Annotated in this window: 18 protein-coding genes; 14 read left to right on the plus strand and 4 right to left on the minus strand. The window is 73.7% G+C overall.

The genetic code is table 11. The features are described from left to right. Positions 1-101 precede the first annotated feature (101 nt). Entirely contained in the window at positions 102-806 is a 705-nt protein-coding gene (locus ACWIX7_RS26090; RefSeq protein ID WP_448619304.1) for an HAD family hydrolase, read from the plus strand. Here the strand turns inward: ACWIX7_RS26090 and ACWIX7_RS26095 are convergent. Both ACWIX7_RS26095 and ACWIX7_RS26100 read right to left on the minus strand, forming a co-directional pair. Next, entirely contained in the window at positions 803-1,984 is a 1,182-nt protein-coding gene (locus tag ACWIX7_RS26095) for an amidohydrolase family protein (protein WP_448619305.1), read from the minus strand. The two genes, ACWIX7_RS26090 and ACWIX7_RS26095, sit on opposite strands and share 4 nt — an antisense overlap. Before the next feature lie 144 nt (positions 1,985-2,128). After that, the gene (locus ACWIX7_RS26100; RefSeq protein ID WP_448622192.1) at positions 2,129-3,091 is read right to left on the minus strand and encodes a RecB family exonuclease; all 963 of its coding nucleotides are present in this window, start codon (positions 3,089-3,091) and stop codon (positions 2,129-2,131) included. A 91-nt stretch (positions 3,092-3,182) separates the two neighbouring features. Between ACWIX7_RS26100 and ACWIX7_RS26105 the strand changes: the two genes are divergently transcribed. The 8 genes from ACWIX7_RS26105 to pafA all read left to right on the plus strand — a co-directional run bounded on the left by ACWIX7_RS26105 (position 3,183) and on the right by pafA (position 12,550). After that, positions 3,183-4,073 carry a tRNA (adenine-N1)-methyltransferase gene (locus tag ACWIX7_RS26105; protein WP_448619306.1) on the plus strand — a complete coding sequence of 297 codons (891 nt, stop codon included), beginning with the start codon at positions 3,183-3,185 and terminating at the stop codon, positions 4,071-4,073. A 197-nt stretch (positions 4,074-4,270) separates the two neighbouring features. Continuing rightward, positions 4,271-5,995, plus strand: coding sequence for a proteasome ATPase (gene arc / locus ACWIX7_RS26110; protein WP_448619307.1), 1,725 nt, complete (start codon positions 4,271-4,273; stop codon positions 5,993-5,995). Positions 5,996-6,267: 272 nt separating this feature from the next. Then, positions 6,268-7,773, plus strand: a complete 1,506-nt coding sequence (dop, locus tag ACWIX7_RS26115; RefSeq protein ID WP_448619308.1) for a depupylase/deamidase Dop — start codon at positions 6,268-6,270, stop codon at positions 7,771-7,773. A gap of 113 nt (positions 7,774-7,886) precedes the next feature. Then, entirely contained in the window at positions 7,887-8,096 is a 210-nt protein-coding gene (locus ACWIX7_RS26120) for a ubiquitin-like protein Pup (protein ID WP_448619309.1), read from the plus strand. 21 nt (positions 8,097-8,117) lie between these two features. Next, entirely contained in the window at positions 8,118-8,843 is a 726-nt protein-coding gene (locus ACWIX7_RS26125) for an endonuclease VII domain-containing protein (RefSeq protein ID WP_448619310.1), read from the plus strand. A 140-nt stretch (positions 8,844-8,983) separates the two neighbouring features. Next, positions 8,984-9,826, plus strand: a complete 843-nt coding sequence (gene prcB / locus ACWIX7_RS26130) for a proteasome subunit beta (protein ID WP_448619311.1) — start codon at positions 8,984-8,986, stop codon at positions 9,824-9,826. 5 nt (positions 9,827-9,831) lie between these two features. Next, positions 9,832-10,695, plus strand: coding sequence for a proteasome subunit alpha (gene prcA, locus ACWIX7_RS26135; protein ID WP_448619312.1), 864 nt, complete (start codon positions 9,832-9,834; stop codon positions 10,693-10,695). Between the two features lie 496 nt (positions 10,696-11,191). Continuing rightward, positions 11,192-12,550: a Pup--protein ligase gene (pafA, locus tag ACWIX7_RS26140; protein WP_446767004.1), complete on the plus strand. Its 1,359-nt coding sequence runs from the start codon at positions 11,192-11,194 to the stop codon at positions 12,548-12,550. 106 nt (positions 12,551-12,656) lie between these two features. On the opposite strand, the gene ACWIX7_RS26145 is transcribed toward pafA, so the two are convergent. Next, positions 12,657-13,760 carry a DUF3866 family protein gene (locus ACWIX7_RS26145; RefSeq protein ID WP_448619313.1) on the minus strand — a complete coding sequence of 368 codons (1,104 nt, stop codon included), beginning with the start codon at positions 13,758-13,760 and terminating at the stop codon, positions 12,657-12,659. 55 nt (positions 13,761-13,815) lie between these two features. Between ACWIX7_RS26145 and ACWIX7_RS26150 the strand changes: the two genes are divergently transcribed. The 5 genes from ACWIX7_RS26150 to tatC all read left to right on the plus strand — a co-directional run bounded on the left by ACWIX7_RS26150 (position 13,816) and on the right by tatC (position 17,405). After that, positions 13,816-14,799 (plus strand): helix-turn-helix transcriptional regulator, encoded by a 984-nt coding sequence (locus ACWIX7_RS26150; protein ID WP_448619314.1) that lies wholly within the window; start codon positions 13,816-13,818, stop codon positions 14,797-14,799. After that, a complete protein-coding gene (locus ACWIX7_RS26155) occupies positions 14,796-15,791 on the plus strand; it encodes a helix-turn-helix transcriptional regulator (protein WP_448619315.1) in 996 nt (331 codons plus the stop codon). The genes ACWIX7_RS26150 and ACWIX7_RS26155 overlap by 4 nt, the downstream gene beginning before the upstream one ends. A gap of 10 nt (positions 15,792-15,801) precedes the next feature. Then, positions 15,802-15,996 (plus strand): hypothetical protein, encoded by a 195-nt coding sequence (locus ACWIX7_RS26160; protein WP_448619316.1) that lies wholly within the window; start codon positions 15,802-15,804, stop codon positions 15,994-15,996. 78 nt (positions 15,997-16,074) lie between these two features. After that, a complete protein-coding gene (gene tatA, locus ACWIX7_RS26165; protein WP_448619317.1) occupies positions 16,075-16,398 on the plus strand; it encodes a Sec-independent protein translocase subunit TatA in 324 nt (107 codons plus the stop codon). A 20-nt stretch (positions 16,399-16,418) separates the two neighbouring features. Beyond that, positions 16,419-17,405 carry a twin-arginine translocase subunit TatC gene (tatC, locus tag ACWIX7_RS26170; protein WP_448619318.1) on the plus strand — a complete coding sequence of 329 codons (987 nt, stop codon included), beginning with the start codon at positions 16,419-16,421 and terminating at the stop codon, positions 17,403-17,405. Positions 17,406-17,535: 130 nt separating this feature from the next. On the opposite strand, the gene ACWIX7_RS26175 is transcribed toward tatC, so the two are convergent. Beyond that, entirely contained in the window at positions 17,536-17,700 is a 165-nt protein-coding gene (locus ACWIX7_RS26175; RefSeq protein WP_448619319.1) for a hypothetical protein, read from the minus strand. Positions 17,701-17,762 lie beyond the last annotated feature (62 nt).

The following is a 17,762-nucleotide window of genomic DNA, read 5'->3' on the forward strand; positions in this document are numbered from 1 at the left end:
CGGGCAGGCCATCCGCGCGACGCCGCGCGGGCCATGTCCAGCCTCGATGCGTAGCCGTCGTGCACGGGGACACCCGAGCAGCTGAGGAAGATCGCCGTCACATGCCCAAGAGCCTTGCCGCCGTCCTGTTCGACATGGACGGCACCCTCGTGGAGACCGAGCAGCACTGGGGTACGGCGATGTTCGCCCTCGCCCGCCGGCTGGGCGGGGAGATGTCGGCGGAGGCACGCGAGCGGACCGTCGGCACCAGCATGGCGACCGCGCTGGGGATCCTGTACGCCGATGTCGGGGTGACCCGCACCGGGGCCGAGGCCCGCGCCGACGCCCGCTGGATCGAGGACACCGTCGCCGAGCTGCTGACCGGCCCGCTCACCTGGCGGCCCGGCGCCCGCGAGCTGCTGCTCGAGGCCCGGCACGCCGCGCTGCCGACGGCGCTGGTGACCACCACGCCGCGGCGGCTGGCCGACGTGGTGCTCGCGAAGGTGGACCGGGACCTCGACGGGCTGCCCGCCTTCGACGTCACCGTCTGCGGCGACGAGGTGCCCGCCCGCAAACCCGACCCGTCGCCCTACCGCCGGGCGATGGCTGCCCTGGAGGTGGACGCCGCCGGGTGCGTGGTCGTGGAGGACTCGCTGTCCGGGGCCACCGCGGGGCTCGCCGCGGGCGCCGCGGTGCTTGGCGTGCCGTCGCTGCAGACGCTGCCGGAGCTGCCGGGGCTGGTGCTGCGCGACACCCTCGCCGGGGTGCGGCTGACCGACCTGACCGAGGTGCTGGCCGTTCGCGACGCCGTGGACGCCCGCGCCTAGAGCGGCACCTCGCGGCCGCGGGAGACGACGACGCGGGGCCGCTGCAGGGCGGTCACGTCGGCCCGGACGTCGCCGTCGGCCACCAGCAGGTCGGCCTCGTACCCGGCCGCCAGCCGGCCCGTGCGGTCGCCCAGCCCGCAGGCGCGCGCCGCCCTGCTGGTGGCCGCGGTCAGCGCCTCCGCCATCGGGACGCCGCACTCGCCGACCAGGTCGGCCACCGCCTGGGGCACCGACCCGTGCGGCTTGGTGGGGCCGATGCCGGCGTCGGTGCCGGCCAGCAGGGTCACGCCGGCCCGGTGCAGCCGCGCCACGTGCGACAGGTGCGCCTCGAACGTGGCGCCGACGGCGTCCATCCGGGCTTGCACGTGCGGCGGCGGGTCGACGCCGGGTGCACGCCCGAGGGTCGGGCAGACCTGCACGCCGGCGGCGGCGAGCCCGGCGGCGAGCTCCGGCGGGGTGCGGACGCCGGTGCCGGTGAGGCAGCTGCAGTGCTCGATGCCGTCGACGCCGGCCGCGACGCTGCGCTCGACCGCCGCCAGGCCGTGCGCGTGCGCGGTCACCGGCAGGCCGAGCCGGTGCGCCTCGTCGACCAGCACCTGCAGCTGCTCGGGGGTGAACTGGCACGCGGTGACGTCGGTGCCGGGGGTGAGCACGCCGCCGCTGGCCATGACCTTGACGACGCCGGCGCCGCGCTCGGCCCGCTCGCGGACCGCCCGGCGCAGCGCCTCGACCCCGGACGCCTCGCCGCCCATCGACCAGCAGTGCCCGCCGGGTGAGGTGATCGGCGGCCCGGCGGCGACGACGGTCGGCCCGACGCCACCGCGCCCGGCACGCGCGAGCACTGTCCAGTGGTGGTCGCCGAGGTCGCGGACGGCGGTGACGCCCGCCCGGAGCGTCGCCTGCTCGGCGGCGGTGACGACGGCGTCGAGCTCCGCCGGGTCCAGCTCGGGGAGCTGCTCCAGCGCCTGCGGACCGCCGTCCCCGCAGAGGTGGACGTGGGTGTCGACCAGCCCGGGCAGCAGCGTGCCGTCGGGGACGTCGGTGACCGCGCAGCCCTCGGGGGCCGGCGCGGTGGCGGGCTCGACGCCCACGATGGTGCCGTCCTCGACGAGCACCAGCGCCCCGCGGTCGAGGAAGCGCTCGCCGTCGAAGGCCCGCGGTGTCCGGTATCCGCGCATGCGCGACGCTCCCGCGGTGCCCCGTGACCGGTCCAGAGTCGTCGGTCACGCGCTGTCCGGCGGTGAGTCGGCCCCGTCCCCGAGCCCGTCCGGAGCCTGCGGAGGACGGGGCCCTTCCACGGTGGAGCCCTGCAGGGGCCTCCTTCAATCGCGCTCGACGATCGGCAGCGTCTGCCAGCCGGCTGCGGCCGCGGCCTCGGCGGGGAAGGGCGGAGGCGTGCCGCCGAACGACGGGCACAGCGCCTGGTGGTCGCACCAGTCGCACAGCCGGGTGCGGTTGGGCCGGAAGTCGCCGGTCGCCACCGCCCGCTCGATCGCCGCCCAGATCGCCTGCAGCGTGCGCTCGAAACGGACCAGCTCGGCCTCGTCGGGCGCGTAGGTGAGCGCGTCGCCGTTGCCGAGGTAGAGCAGCTTGAGCTGGCTGGCCACCACGCCCCGGGTGCGCCACAGCACCAGCGCGTAGAACTTCATCTGGAACAGGGCCTTGCCCTCGAACGCCTCGCGCGGCACCGAGCCCGTCTTGTAGTCGACCACCCGGATGGCGCCGTTGGGGGCGACGTCGAGCCGGTCGACGAAGCCCCGCAGCAGCAGCCCGTCGGGCAGCGTGACCTCGACCAGCTCCTCGCGGCCGTCAGGCTCGATCCGCGTCGGGTCCTCCAGGGAGAAGTAGTTGTCCACCAGCTTCCCGGCCGACGCCAGCCACGCCTCCAGGGACGGGGCCTCCAGGGACTGCTCGGTGGGCGCGTCATCAGCAGCGGCACCCTCGGCGAACAGCTCGGCGACCTCCGGGTCGGCCCGCAGCTCCTCCCACGCCGGGGCGACCAGCTCGCGCGCCGCCTCGGGAGTGCGCTCGCGGGCGGGCAGGTCGTAGAGGCGCTCGAGCACCGAGTGCACCAGGGTGCCGCGGACCGCCGCCAGGCTCTTGCGCTCGGGCAGCCGGTCGATCGTGCGGAAGCGGTAGAGCAGCGGGCAGGTCTTGAAGTCGGCCGCCCGGCTCGGGGACAGCGAGGGGCGGCGCGGCGGCCGTCCCTCGCCCGTCCCCGTGTCGGCGACGGGGGCGTCCGGGGAAGAGGCAGCCGCGTCCGCGGTCTGCCCGGTCTGCACCATCGTCGTCACCCCTCCGAGGCTAGGCGCGGGGGGTGACGGTTTCCGAGAGCGCACGCCGGGCACCGCGCGCGCCTCCGTAGGGTGGCCGCCCGTGGACGAGCAGCAGCAGACCGCCGAGACGACCGACGACGCGTTCGAGGCCCCGCGCGGGCAGCCGACCCCCGGGGCCTTCGTCGCCGGCGACCGGGTGCAGCTCACCGACCCCAAGGGCCGGCTGCACACCGTCGTCCTCGAGCCCGGCAAGCTCTTCCACACCCACCGCGGGGCGATCGCGCACGACGACCTGATCGGCGCGCCGGAGGGCTCCGTCGTCCACTCGACGGCCAACACCGGCTACCTCGCGTTCCGGCCGCTGCTGGCCGACTTCGTGCTCTCCATGCCGCGGGGTGCGCAGGTCATCTACCCCAAGGACGCCGCCCAGATCGTCGGCTTCGGCGACATCGGCCCGGGCATGCGGGTGCTCGAGGCCGGCGCCGGCTCCGGGGCGCTGACCTGCTCGCTGCTGCGCGCGGTGGGGGAGCACGGCCGCGTCACCAGCTACGAGCGCCGCGAGGACTTCGCCGACGTCGCCCGCGCCAACGTCGGCGCCTTCTTCGGCGAGGTGCCGGCCACCTGGTCGCTGCGGCTGGGCGACCTGGACCAGCACCCGGCCGAGGAGGTCGTGGACCGGGTCGTGCTGGACATGCTGGAGCCGTGGGCGGTGCTGCCCACCGTGGCCGCCGCGCTGCGTCCCGGCGGCGTCCTGGTCGGCTACGTGGCCACGACGACGCAGCTGTCCACCTACGTCGAGGGGCTGCGGGCGCAGGGCGTGTGGACCGAGCCGCACGCCTGGGAGTCCCTGCTGCGGCCCTGGCACGCGGTCGGCCTCGCCGTCCGCCCGGAGCACCGGATGGTCGCGCACACCGCGTTCCTGGTCACCGCGCGGCGGCTGGCCGAGGGCGTCGTCGCCCCCGTGCGGCAGCGACGGGCGCAGAAGCACTGACCCGGCCCGCTGCGAGGGCCCGCGCCGAGTCCGCGGGGCGTGGGGAGCAGCGGGGTCCTTCTACAGCGCGCCCCGGGCACGCTGTCGCCACGCGTGTATAGATTTGCGTCCTGGCTCTCCCGATGTGTCGGAGGTGCGCGATGGGCCCCGGTCTTGGCAATGGTCCCGACGAGTTCAGAGCGCGGCGCGAGCGTGACGTGACGGCGCTGCTCAGCCAGATCTCCTACCTGGAGGAGGAGATCGGCCTGCTGCGCCGCAAGGTGGCGGAGAGCCCTCGCCAGCTGCGGTTGCTCGAGGAGCGCCTGGCGGAGGCGGAGGGCCGTGCGGCGTTCCTGTCCGAGCGCAACGACAAGCTCGCCGGCACGCTGCGCGACGCGCGTGAGCAGCTGGTCACGCTCAAGGAGGAGGTCGACCGGCTCGGCCAGCCACCGTCGGGCTACGGCGTCTTCCTCACCCGTCACGACGACGGCACGGTCGACGTCTTCACCGGCGGCCGCAAGCTGCGCGTCTCGGTCTCCCCGGCGGTGGAGGTCGACGACCTCCAGAACGGCCAGGAGGTCATGCTCAACGAGGCGATGAACGTCGTCGAGGCGTGCGGGTTCGAGCGCGCCGGCGACGTCGTCATGCTCAAGGAGATGCTCGAGCCGGTCGAGGGCGAGGCGCCGCGCGCGCTGGTCATCGGGCACACCGACGAGGAGCGCGTCGTGCACCTCGCCGACTCGCTGGCCGACCAGCCGCTGCGCAGCGGCGACTCGCTGCTGCTGGAGACCCGCTCGGGCTACGTGTACGAGCGGATCCCCAAGAGCGAGGTCGAGGAGCTCGTGCTCGAGGAGGTCCCCGACATCGACTACAGCGACATCGGTGGGCTGTCCCGGCAGATCGAGCAGATCCGGGACGCCGTGGAGCTGCCGTTCCTGCACGCCGACCTGTTCCGCGAGTTCGAGCTGCGCCCGCCCAAGGGCATCCTGCTCTACGGCCCGCCCGGCTGCGGCAAGACGCTGATCGCCAAGGCCGTGGCGAACTCGCTGGCCAAGAAGGTCTCCGCGGTGAAGGGGGAGGGGCAGGCGAGGTCCTACTTCCTCAACATCAAGGGCCCCGAGCTGCTCAACAAGTACGTCGGCGAGACCGAGCGGCACATCCGGCTGGTGTTCCAGCGGGCCCGGGAGAAGGCCGGCGAGGGGACGCCGGTCATCGTCTTCTTCGACGAGATGGACTCGATCTTCCGCACCCGCGGGTCGGGCGTCTCCTCCGACGTGGAGAGCACGATCGTCCCGCAGCTGCTCAGCGAGATCGACGGCGTGGAGGGGCTGGAGAACGTCATCGTCATCGGCGCGTCCAACCGCGAGGACATGATCGACCCGGCGATCCTGCGACCGGGCCGGCTGGACGTGAAGATCAAGATCGAGCGCCCGGACGCCGAGGCCGCGCGCGACATCTTCAGCAAGTACCTGACGACGTCCCTGCCGCTGCACCCCGACGACCTCGCCGAGCACGGCGGCAGCCGCGAGGCCACGATCGCCGGGATGATCCAGCGCACCGTCGAGCGGATGTACACCGAGAGCGAGGAGAACCGCTTCCTCGAGGTGACCTACGCCAACGGTGACAAGGAGGTCCTGTACTTCAAGGACTTCAACTCCGGGGCGATGCTGCAGAACATCGTCGACCGCGGCAAGAAGATGGCGATCAAGGAGCGGCTGGAGACCGGCGCCGGCGGCCTGCGGGTCGGCCACCTGATGCAGGCCTGCGTCGACGAGTTCAAGGAGAACGAGGACCTGCCCAACACCACCAACCCCGACGACTGGGCGCGGATCTCGGGCAAGAAGGGCGAGCGGATCGTCTACATCCGCACGCTCATCAGCGGCAAGGGCACCGAGAGCGGCCGCGCCATCGACACGGCGACCAACACCGGCCAGTACCTGTAGGGGGAGGACCCCACCCTTCGCGAGCCCCGGGTGGGCCTCTCGACGAGGCCGGACGACGGCCCGGCTCCCGCACCGCGGGGGCCGGGCCGTCCGCCGTCCCGGGGCCGTGCGCCCCCGGGGGGATCGGCGATCCCGCACGCTCGAGGTACCTCAGCCGCGCGAGACCGCCGATCCCGCCGCCGGTGGTCCGACTCCTGGGCGGGCGGCCGACCGTCCGCCGGACGGTGTCGCCCCGGGTCCGGGCGCGGAGCGCCCACGCCTAGGGTGGCGACATGAGCGTGCGGCGGGTCATGGGGACCGAGGTCGAGTACGGCATCTCGGTGCCCGGGCAGCCGACGGCGAACCCGACGACGCTGTCCAGCCAGGTCGTGAACGCCTGGGCGGTGGCCGAGGCACCGACCCCGCGCCGGCCGCGCTGGGACTTCGAGGAGGAGTCGCCGCTGCGCGACGCCCGGGGCTTCGACCTGTCCCCGGCCCAGGCACTGGACCACAACGACCTGGAGGAGGACTCGGGGATGGCCAACGTCATCCTCACCAACGGGGCCCGCCTCTACGTCGACCACGCGCACCCGGAGTACTCGACGCCGGAGGTCACCAACCCGCGCGACGTCGTCCTGTGGGACAAGGCGGGGGAGCAGGTGATGGCCGAGGCGGCGCGCCGCGCCGCGCGCGTCCCCGGCGCCCAGCCGATCCAGCTCTACAAGAACAACACCGACGGCAAGGGCGCGTCCTACGGCGCGCACGAGAACTACCTGATGGACCGGCGGACGCCGTTCCTCGACATCATCCGCGGGCTCATCCCGTTCTTCGTGACCCGCCAGGTGGTGGCCGGCTCCGGGCGCGTGGGCATCGGCACCGAGAGCCGCACGCAGGGGTTCCAGCTCTCCCAGCGCGCCGACTTCTTCGAGGTCGAGGTGGGTCTGGAGACGACGCTCAAGCGGCCGATCATCAACACCCGCGACGAGCCGCACGCCGACGCCGACAAGTACCGCCGGCTGCACGTGATCATCGGCGACGCCAACCTCGCCGAGCTGTCGACCTACCTCAAGGTCGGGACGACGGCACTGGTGCTGGACATGATCGAGGCGCGCACCCTCACCCAGGACCTCTCGATCGAGGAGCCGGTCGCGGCGCTGCAGGCGATCAGCCACGACCCGTCGCTGACCCACCGGGTGCGGCTGCGCGACGGCCGCCGGATGACGGCCCTGGAGGTGCAGCAGGCGTACCTGGAGATGGCGCAGCGCCACGTCGACCGGCGGAGTGAGGACGACGGCCAGGCCGCCGACGTGCTGCGCCGGTGGGCCGAGGCGCTCGAGGACCTCGCGGTCGACCCCATGCGCTGCGCCGACCGCCTGGACTGGCCGGCCAAGCTGCGGCTGCTGGAGGGCTACCGCTCCCGCGACGAGCTGTCGTGGGGCGACTCGCGGCTGCACCTGGTCGACCTGCAGTACTCCGACGTGCGACCCGAGAAGGGGCTGTACCACCGGCTGGTCTCGCGCGGCTCGATGCAGCGGCTGCTCACCGACGACGAGGTGCTGCAGGCGATGGTGCGCCCGCCGTCGGACACCCGGGCCTTCTTCCGCGGGGAGTGCCTGCGCCGCTACCCGGCCCAGGTGGCCGCGGCGTCGTGGGACTCGGTCGTCTTCGACCTGGGCCGGGAGAACCTGGTGCGGATCCCCACCATGGAGCCGCTGCGCGGCACGCGGGACCACGTCGGCGCGCTGTTCGAGTCCACGTCCTCGGCGCAGGAGCTGGTCGACACGATCACCGGCGGCTGACCACGCCGGTCGGTCGACCTCCGTTCGTCACACCGCGCGGGTAGCTTCTGCACCAGGCACCTGTCACGGCACCTGTCACGGCACCTGTCACGACCTGCACCGGGAGGAACCCCATGGCCACGAGGGACAGCGGCGGTCAGCAGCGCTCGACGCGCAGCCGGGAGGAGACCGAGGAGGTCGAGGCGTCGGTCGACACCGAGGTCGCCGAGCGCCACAAGGAGGTCTCCGAGGACCTCGACTCCATCCTCGACGAGATCGACGAGGTGCTCGAGGAGAACTCGGAAGAGTTTGTGCGTAGTTACGTACAAAAGGGCGGGGAGTGAGTAACCCCGTACAAAGTGTCTATGCGGACCAAATTCTGCAAGGACTGCCTCGAACACCGGCCGGTCTCTGAGTTCTCCAGAAACGCTCGCTCGCGGGACGGCTTGGCCTTCTACTGCCGCAAACACCTGGCCGAGCGCTCTGCTCGCAGTCGCGAGGCCCGTCGCACCAAGCCCCGGGTCTACCGCCGACCGCCCGAGGGGCTCGTCATCCCCGAGGCCCACAAGTGGTGCGCAGACTGCGACGGGGTCCTTCCTTTGTCCGTCTTCGTCCGCACGATCCGGACGGCCAGCGGCTACCACGCCTACTGCAAGCCGTGTCACAACAAGCGCGGCAAGATCTCCAGGGACAAGGTCGGCGGCTCTCGGCGCTATCACCTGAGCAAGCGTTACGGGATCTCCGCTGAAGAAGCGGATCTCATGCTGGAGGCGCAGGGCGGGTTGTGCGCCATCTGCCGGACTGAGCCGGCGCAACACGTGGACCACGACCACGCGACCGGGGCGGTCCGGGCACTGGTGTGCTTCAACTGCAATGGTGGGCTCGGGCAGTTCAAGGACGACCCTGAGGTCCTCCGTGCAGCCGCCGGCTACGTCGAGCGGCATCGGGCCCTGCGGCGGTCCGTCAGCAGCCGGCCGGAGACGGGGGAGGAGCCCGGCGTTCCGCTTGGCCGACGCCGGCCGGGCGTCTTGCGTGACCGGCGGTGCAGCCATGGGTTCGCCCGCTGGCAGGCGCTGCAGGCGAGTAGCTGATCGTCGAGCGACTGCTCGGTCCGCTCCGTGCCGAGGCGGCACGCTGTGTGCCCCCAGCCGGACAGCCACCCGTCCGGGTCGCCGGTAGGGTCGCCAGCGACAGCACGAGAGACACCGGCACACGGGCGAGAGGCGGATGGGTGAGCGAGTATTCGGCTGGCCGGAGCGGGTTCCCGCCCGCGTACCTGGACCGGGTGGGTTCCTCGTTCACCGACTTCCTCGCGGCGGCCGCGCCCGACCTGCTGCCGAGCCGGCGTCCGGTGCCGCAGCTGCCCGTCGGTGACGTCACGCCGCACGGCACCACGATCGTCTCGGTCACCTATGACGGCGGCGTGCTCATGGGTGGCGACCGGCGGGCGACCATGGGCAACCTGATCTCCAGCCGCGACATCGAGAAGGTCTACCCGGCTGACGCCTGGTCGGTCATCGGCATCGCCGGTGCGGCCGGCATCGCCATCGAGATGGTCCGGCTCTACCAGGTCGAGCTCGAGCACTACGAGAAGATCGAGGGCCTCACGCTCTCCCTCGACGGCAAGGCCAACCGGCTGGCCCAGATGATCCGCGGCAACCTCGGCGCGGCGCTGCAGGGGCTGGCCGTCGTCCCGCTGTTCGCCGGCTTCGACCTCGACGCCGCGCCCGGCACCGCGCCCGGGCGGATCTTCAGCTACGACGTCACCGGTGGGAACTACGAGGAGCGCGGCTACGCCGCCGTCGGCTCGGGCTCGCTGTTCGCCCGCAACTCGCTGAAGAAGACCTGGCGGCCCAACCTGGACGGCGACGCCGCCACGCGCAGCCTGGTCGAGGCGCTCTACGACGCGGCTGACGACGACTCCGCCACCGGCGGCCCCGATCCGGTGCGCCGGCTGTACCCGATCGTCTACCGGGTCGACGCCGAGGGCGCGGTCCGGCTGACCGACGAGGAGGTCGCCGCCGTCGCCACGACCATCACCGACGAGCGGGCCGCCGCCGAGGGGCAGGGCTGATCGCCATGACCATGCCGTACTACGCCTCGCCCGAGCAGTTGATGCGCGACAAGTCGGAGTACGCCCGCAAGGGCATCGCCCGCGGTCGCAGCGTCGCCGTCGTCACCTACGCCGACGGGGTGCTGTTCATCGCCGAGAACCCCAGCTCCACGCTGCACAAGGTCGGCGAGCTGTACGACCGGATCGGCTTCGCCGCTGTCGGCCGCTACAGCGAGTTCGAGAGCCTGCGGGTGGCCGGTGTGCGGCTGGCCGACGTCCGCGGCTACAGCTACAACCGCCGCGACGTCACCGGCCGGGTCATCGCCAACGCCTACGCGCAGACCCTGGGCGAGGTCTTCACCCAGCAGCTGAAGCCCTTCGAGGTCGAACTCTGCGTCGCCGAGGTGGGCGACACCCCCGAGACCGACCAGCTGTACCGGCTGACCTTCGACGGCTCGGTCGTCGACGAGCCCGACTTCGTCGTCATGGGCGGTCAGGCGGAGGCGGTCAGCGCCAACCTGCGCGAGCACTTCCTGCCCGGCATGGGCCTGGCCGAAGCGCTGCGGGTCGGCGTCCAGGCGCTCTCGGCCGTCAGCCCGGCCACCAGCACCGGCAACGGCGGCCCCACCCTGCTGTCCGCCGAGCAGCTGGAGGTCGCCGTCCTGGACCGGCGGCGGCCCAAGCGCGCCTTCCGGCGGATCACCGGTGCGGCGCTGCGCACACTGCTCGACCGCGACGGGAAGGACACCGCCGCCGGGGGCGAGCAGCCGCACACCGCCGCGCACTCCCCGAGCGTGCCCCAGCCGGGCACCCCGGCCGGCCTCGGCGAGCCGTCGGCTCCCGACAGCGGCGGGACGGCGGGCAGCGGGGGAGAGGCACCGACCACCTGAAACAGGGGAGGCCGGCCACCCTCGGTGCGGCGACGAGCCGTCCTAGAGGGGTGGGACGGACGCGTGCCGGAGTACCGGGGTCAACGACAGGGCCGTCCGCCAGGCCAGGCAGCTCATCGACGACGGCCGGTTCGACGACCGCACCGAGTGGTCCGATGCCGCGCCGGACGCCACCGCGGCCGACGACGTCATCGAGCAGGAGGGCTTCGACTCCTTCGCCGCCTGGCACCTGGCCGAGGACCCGGACGCCTCGGAGGGCACCAGGGGCCGCGACGCGTTCCCGTACGGCGAACCGCCTCCTGCAGCGTCCCGCCGCGAGCCTGCGAGTGGCGGGGGCAGTGAGTCCTCCCGCACGACGCCATCCAGAGGTGGCCGACGACCTGCTGCAACGCCTCGCCGCGCACCGGGAGGGCTGACGCCCGCCCACCCGCCACGGCGCAGGCGGCGCGAGCGCGGACAGGGAGCTTTCGTCGGGTCCGGCGCCTAGAGTCGGTGCGTGGAGCGACGCATCTTCGGCATCGAGACCGAGTACGGCGTGACGTGCACCTTCCGGGGGCAGCGGCGGTTGTCGCCGGACGAGGTGGCCCGCTACCTGTTCCGCCGCGTGGTGTCGTGGGGGCGCAGCTCCAACGTCTTCCTGCGCAACGGCTCGCGGCTGTACCTGGACGTGGGCAGCCACCCCGAGTACGCCACGGCCGAGTGCGACGACCTGACCGAGCTGGTGGTGCACGACAAGGCCGGCGAGCGGATCCTCGAGGGGCTGCTGGTCGACGCCGAGCAGCGGCTGGCCGAGGAGGGCGTCACCGGCGACATCTACCTGTTCAAGAACAACACCGACTCGGCCGGCAACAGCTACGGCTGCCACGAGAACTACCTGGTCGGCCGGCACGGGGAGTTCAGCCGGCTGGCCGACGTGCTGATCCCGTTCCTGGTCAGCCGGCAGATCGTGGTGGGCGCGGGGAAGGTGCTGCAGACCCCGCGCGGGGCGATCTACTGCATCAGCCAGCGCGCCGAGCACATCTGGGAGGGCGTCTCCTCGGCGACCACCCGGTCGCGGCCGATCATCAACACCCGTGACGAGCCGCACGCCGACGCCGAGCGCTACCGGCGGCTGCACGTGATCGTCGGGGACTCGAACATGAACGAGACCACGACGCTGCTCAAGGTCGCCGTCACCGACCTGGTGCTGCGGATGATCGAGGCCGGGGTGCCGATCCGGGACATGAGCCTGGAGAACCCGATCCGCGCCATCCGCGAGATCAGCCACGACATGACCGGACGGCGCAAGGTGCGGCTGGCCAACGGCAAGGAGATGTCGGCGCTGGAGATCCAGTCCGAGTACCACTCCCGGGCCGCGGAGTTCGTCGACCGGGAGGGCTTCGGCCCGGTGCACCGGCAGATGCTGGAGCTGTGGGGGCGGGTGCTCAAGGCCGTCGACACCGGCGACCTCTCGCTGATCGACCGGGAGATCGACTGGGCCACCAAGTACCAGCTCATCGAGCGCTACCGGGCCAAGCGGGACCTGCCCATGAGCTCCCCCCGGGTGGCCCAGATGGACCTGGCCTACCACGACATCAGCCGCACCCGGGGGCTGTACTACCTGCTCGAGCGCAACAACCAGGTCGACCGGGTGGCGCACGAGCCGCGGGTGTTCGAGGCCAAGAACGTGCCCCCGCAGACCACCCGCGCCCGGCTGCGCGGGGAGTTCATCCGCAAGGCCCAGGAGAAGCGCCGCGACTTCACCGTCGACTGGGTGCACCTCAAGCTCAACGACCAGGCCCAGCGCACGGTGCTGTGCAAGGACCCCTTCAAGGCCGTCGACGAGCGCGTCGACAAGCTGATCGCCTCCATGTGATCTGCGGTCCTACCGGCCCGCACCGCGACCAGGAGCCGTCCCCGCCCTGCGCTGAGCCGCTGCGTCGTACCTGCGCGGACCCCTCCGGAGCCCACTCGGCACGACCTCACTCCTCGAGCGGCACCTGGAGCGCGGCGTACCGTCCCGCGGCGGCGGCGGCCAGGAAGTAGGCGCGCTCCTCGGGCCAGCCGCGCCCCATCGTCGACAGCGGCACGGGGGACAGGCCGAGGGCCTCCTCGAGCCCGTCGACGTCCATCCACACCACCTGGTTGCGCTCCGGCTGGCCGGCGAGGTCCTCCTCGACCTGGCTGCCCAGCTCCGAGCCCAGCCCTCGCGGCGCGACCAGCGTCACCCCGCCCAGCGCGACCCGGCCGAACGCGGTCAGCGAGTGGTGCGAGACGCCGTGGTGCCGCGGCCGCGGGTCGGCGTCGGAGATGCGCAGCGCCCCGACCGGCTCCCCGCCGAGCACGGTGACCGCGTTGCACGCCTCGCCGGCGGCCACTCCGGAGAAGCCCCACGGCGTCCCGGTGCCGAGGTTGCCCGGACCCTGGGTGACGATCGTGACGTCGGCGCCGAGCACGTGCTTGGCGGCGAGCAGCCCGGTGTGCAGGGTGACCGCCTCCAGGTCCCCGCCGAACGCCTGGCCGACGGTGACCACGCCGGCCAGCGAGGTCGCCAGCGCCGACAGCGTGCGGGAGAACCCGGCGACCAGCGCGCCCCCGTCGGTCATGACGTAGGCGACCTTGAGGTCGGGGTCGGTGGCCAGGACGCCGATCAGCGCGGCCGGCAGCGCCGAGTGCAGGTCGGCGACGACGACCGGCATCCCGGCGAGGTCCTCGGCGTCGGCGATGGTGCGGTGGTGCTCGGTCTCCTGCTCGTCGACGCCCTGCACGGTCACCTGCAGCGGCGTGTACCGGGCCTTGACCAGGTGGCCGGGCCCGGAGGGGTCCGGCGGCAGCCGGTCGGGGACGGCGACGACGAGCGCGTAGCCGCCGGTGCCGAGCCCCTGCGCCCAGGCGGTGGTGTTGAGCAGCACGGTGTCGCCGACCTCCGGGACGCCGACCAGCGAGGGGTGCGCCAGCGCCCGCACCTCGCCGTCGCCGTCGACCTCGGCGGTGAGCTCCTGGGCGTCGCGCCAGGCCCGCCCGAGGGCGGTCACCGTGCCCCGTCGCCACCGGATGCGTTGCTGCGTCGTCCCGCGTTCCCCCACCCGGGCAGGCTAGCCAGCGCGCTCACCCGCTGCCGATCGTGACTAGCCTGGGCGCGTGGCGGCGAAGCGGGCGGAGCGGCTGGTGAACCTGGTCATCGCCCTGCTCGGCACCCGGCAGTACGTGACCGCCGCGAAGATCCGGGCCACCGTGCCCGGCTACGAGCCCGACGACGGCACCGCCCGCGCCGACGAGGCGTTCAAACGGATGTTCGAGCGGGACAAGGCCGAGCTGCGCGAGATGGGCGTGCCGCTGGAGACCGGCCGCACCAGCGTCTTCGACACCGAGGACGGCTACCGCATCGCCCGCGCCGACTACGAGCTGCCCGAGATCACCCTCACCGGCGAGGAGGCCGCGGCGGTGGGCCTGGCGCTGCGGCTGTGGGAGTCCGCCCAGCTGGCCGGCGCCGCGCAGAGCGCGCTGGTCAAGCTCAAGGCCGCCGGGGTGGACGTCGACACCTCCCGCGCGATCCCGCTGCGCCCGCGGCTCGACTCCGACGAGCCGGCCTTCGAGCCCTGCTACGCCGCGGCCCGCGACCGCCGGGTGCTGACCTTCGACTACCGCCGTCCCGACGAGGACGCCCCCACCCGCCGGCGCGTGCAGCCGTGGGGCGTCGTCGCCTGGCACGGCCGCTGGTACCTCGGCGGGCTGGACCTCGACCGGCAGGCGCCGCGCGTCTTCCGGCTCTCCCGGGTCGTCGGCCGGCCCGCGGCCACCGGCCCGGCGGGTGCCTTCGAGCCGCCGGAGGACGTCGACCTGGCGGCCATGGTCGCCGGGCAGTCCAGGGGCGAGGAGCAGCTCGTGGTGGTGCGGGCCCGCCCCGGCACCGCGGTGGGGCTGCGCCGGCACGCCGTCCCGCTCGGCCCGGCCGAGGACGGGGACGACCGGCTGGAGCTGCGCACCACCGAGCCGATGCGGCTGGCCGGCGAGATCGCCTCCTACGGGCCGGACGTCGTGGTCGAGGCCCCCGCCGCGGTGCGCACGGCCGTCGTCGAGCGGCTGACGCGCCTGGCCGCGATGGCGCCGGAGGGGGCGGCATGAGCGCCCCCACGACCACCGAGCGGATGACCCGGCTGCTCTCGCTGGTCCCCTACCTCACCGCCCGCCCCGAGGGGGTGCCGCTGGCCGAGGTGGCCCGCGACTTCGGCGTCCCCGAGCGGCAGCTGCGCCGCGACATGGAGCTGCTGTGGATGTGCGGCCTGCCCGGCTACGGGCCCGGGGACCTCATCGACCTGGCCTTCGAGGGCGACCGGGTGCGGGTCACCTTCACCGCCGGCATGGTCCGCCCGCTGCGGCTGACCACCGACGAGGCCGTCGCGCTCGTGGTCGCGCTGCGCACCCTGCTCGAGCTGCCCGGCCTGGCCGAGCGGGAGGCGGTCAGCCGCGCGCTGGCCAAGGTGTCGGCGGCCGCCGGGCACGCCGGCGAGCGGGTCACGCCGGTCGCGCTGTCGGTCGACGCGCAGGAGCAGGCGCTGGCCGTCGTCCGCGAGGGGCTGGAGCGCAAGCGGGCGCTGCACCTGCACTACTACGTGCCCACCCGCGACGAGCGCACCGAGCGCACCGTCGACCCGCTGCGGCTGCTGCTGGTCGACGGCCGCTGGTACCTGGAGGCCTGGTCCCGGGAGGTCGGCGGCGTCCGGCTGTTCCGGCTGGACCGGATCGATGACGTCGAGGTCCTCGACGAGCCGTCGGCGCCGCCGCCGGGGGTGCCGCTGCGCGATGTCGACGCCGGGCTCTACCAGCCCGAGCCGGGCTCGCCGGTGGTGCGGCTACGCCTGGCCCGCACCGCCCGCTGGGTGGCCGAGTACTACCCGGTCGAGGACGTGCGCGAGGTCGAGGACCCGCCCGGCGGTCTCGCGGTCGCCCTGCGCACCGCCGACATGGCGTGGGCGCGCCGGCTGGTGGCCTCCCTCGGCGGGGCCGCCACGGTCGACGCGCCCGCCGAGCTGGCCGCGGCCGTCGCCGCCGACGCCCGGGCCGCGCTCAGCCGCTATGCAGCCGAGGGACAGCTGCCGTCCACCTCCGGCGACTAGGGTCGGGCCCGTGCTGCTGACCGTCGTGTGGATCGCCGTCGCCGTCCTGGCCGTCGTCGTGCTGGGCGCGCTGGCGTACGGGGTGCTCGGCGCGGCCGGCCGGCTGCGGCGGGAGGTCGCGGCCTTCGAGCGGGAGGTCCGGCCGCTGCTCACCGAGGCGCAGGCGACCGCCGAGCGGGCGGCGCAGGTCCAGCGGCCGTCCTGACCATCCCCCCGTTTCGGGGGCGGCAGGACGCCTGCGGGCACGTAGCATCGACGACGCCACCCACGTTCGGAGGACCCGATGAACCTCGGCCCGATGGAGATCGGCCTGATCATCCTGGCCATCCTGCTGCTCTTCGGTTACAAGAAGCTGCCGGACGCCTCGCGCTCCCTGGGCCGCTCGCTGCGCATCTTCAAGGGCGAGATGAAGGGCATGAAGGACGACGACGTCCGCACCAAGGACGCCGCCAGGACGGCCCCGGTGCGCGGTGAGGTCCTCCCGCCGGCGACCGCGGCCGACCGCGAGCGCGAGGTCCTCGAGGCCGAGGCGCGGGCCGCGGAGGCCCGGGCCGCCGAGCTGCGGGCGCGTGCCACGCAGGCCGGCCCGGCCGACAGCACCCGCTGACCCTTCCCCCTGGCACCACCATGAGCGAGCCCGCCCGCCGGTCCGGCCTGCGCCGGCGCCGCCGTCCCCCCCGGGACCCCGCGGCGACGATGACGCTGGTCGCGCACCTCACCGAGCTGCGCAACCGGATCGCCAAGGCGCTGCTCGCGCTGCTGGTCGCCACGGCCGTCGCGTTCTGGTGGTACGAGCACGGCCTCGGCGACTTCATCCGGGCGCCCTACTGCGACCTGCCGGCGGGCCTGCGCTACGGCGGGTCGGCCGACGGCGGGTGCGGCCTGCTGATCACCGACGTGTTCGGCGGCGTCTTCATCCGGCTCAAGGTCAGCCTGCTGGCCGGTGCCGTGCTGTCCGCGCCGATCTGGCTCTACCAGCTGTGGGCGTTCATCACCCCGGGGCTGAAGCGCAACGAGAAGCGCTACGGCTTCGGTTTCGTCGCCGTCTCCACCACGCTGTTCGCCCTCGGCGCGGTGCTGGCCTACGTCTCCCTCTCGGCCGGCCTGGAGCTGCTGCTCGGCCTGGCCGGCGAGGGCACGGTCATCGCGCTGACGGCCCCGGACTACATCGGCTTCATGCTCTCCCTCCTGGTGGCGTTCGGGGTGAGCTTCGAGGTCCCGCTGGTGGCCGTGGCGCTCAACCTGGTCGGCGTCCTGTCCTACGAGGTGCTGCGCGGCGCCCGACGGTGGATTTTCTTCCTGACCATCGTGTTCGCCGCGTTCGTCACCCCGACGCAGGACCCGTTCACCATGCTGCTCATGGCCGGGCCGATGATCGTGCTCTTCGAGCTGGCCATCCAGGTGGCCCGGTTCGTCGACCGGCGCCGGGCCAAGCGGGACGCCGTGCAGCACTTCCACGACCTCTCCGACGACGAGGCCTCGCCGCTGGACGCGCAGCCGTCGGCGCTGGACGCGACACCGTCGGCGCTGGACGTGCAGCCCGCCCCCTACGACGACCTCCGGCGGGAGGACGACGCCGCGCCGCTGGACGGCCCGGCGCGCTCGCGCGGCTGAGAGCGGACCCCCCGTCCCCACCGTGGAGGACCCCGTCCTCCGCACCGCTCGCAGGCTCGCGGCGAGCCTCCGGACGGGGCCGGCCCGGGACGGGGCCGGAGCGGGCCCAGCAGGGAGGCCGGTGTCGGCGTCAGGCCGGTTGCGCGGCCGCGACGTCGGTGAGCTGCTCCACCAGCCGGCTGCGCGGCGGAGCCGCGAAGCCCGCCGTCGGCCCGGGGACCCCGGGCGCGGGGCGACCGGGTGCCCAGCCGGTGGCCAGCAGCTCGGCGACCCGCGGGTGCACCGCCTCCAGCACGTCCGGCAGCCCAGCGGCCAGCTCGGCGTGCAGCCGGGCGAGGGGGCGTGCGGCTGACCGAA

This window comes from Geodermatophilus sp. URMC 65 (assembly GCF_053502545.1).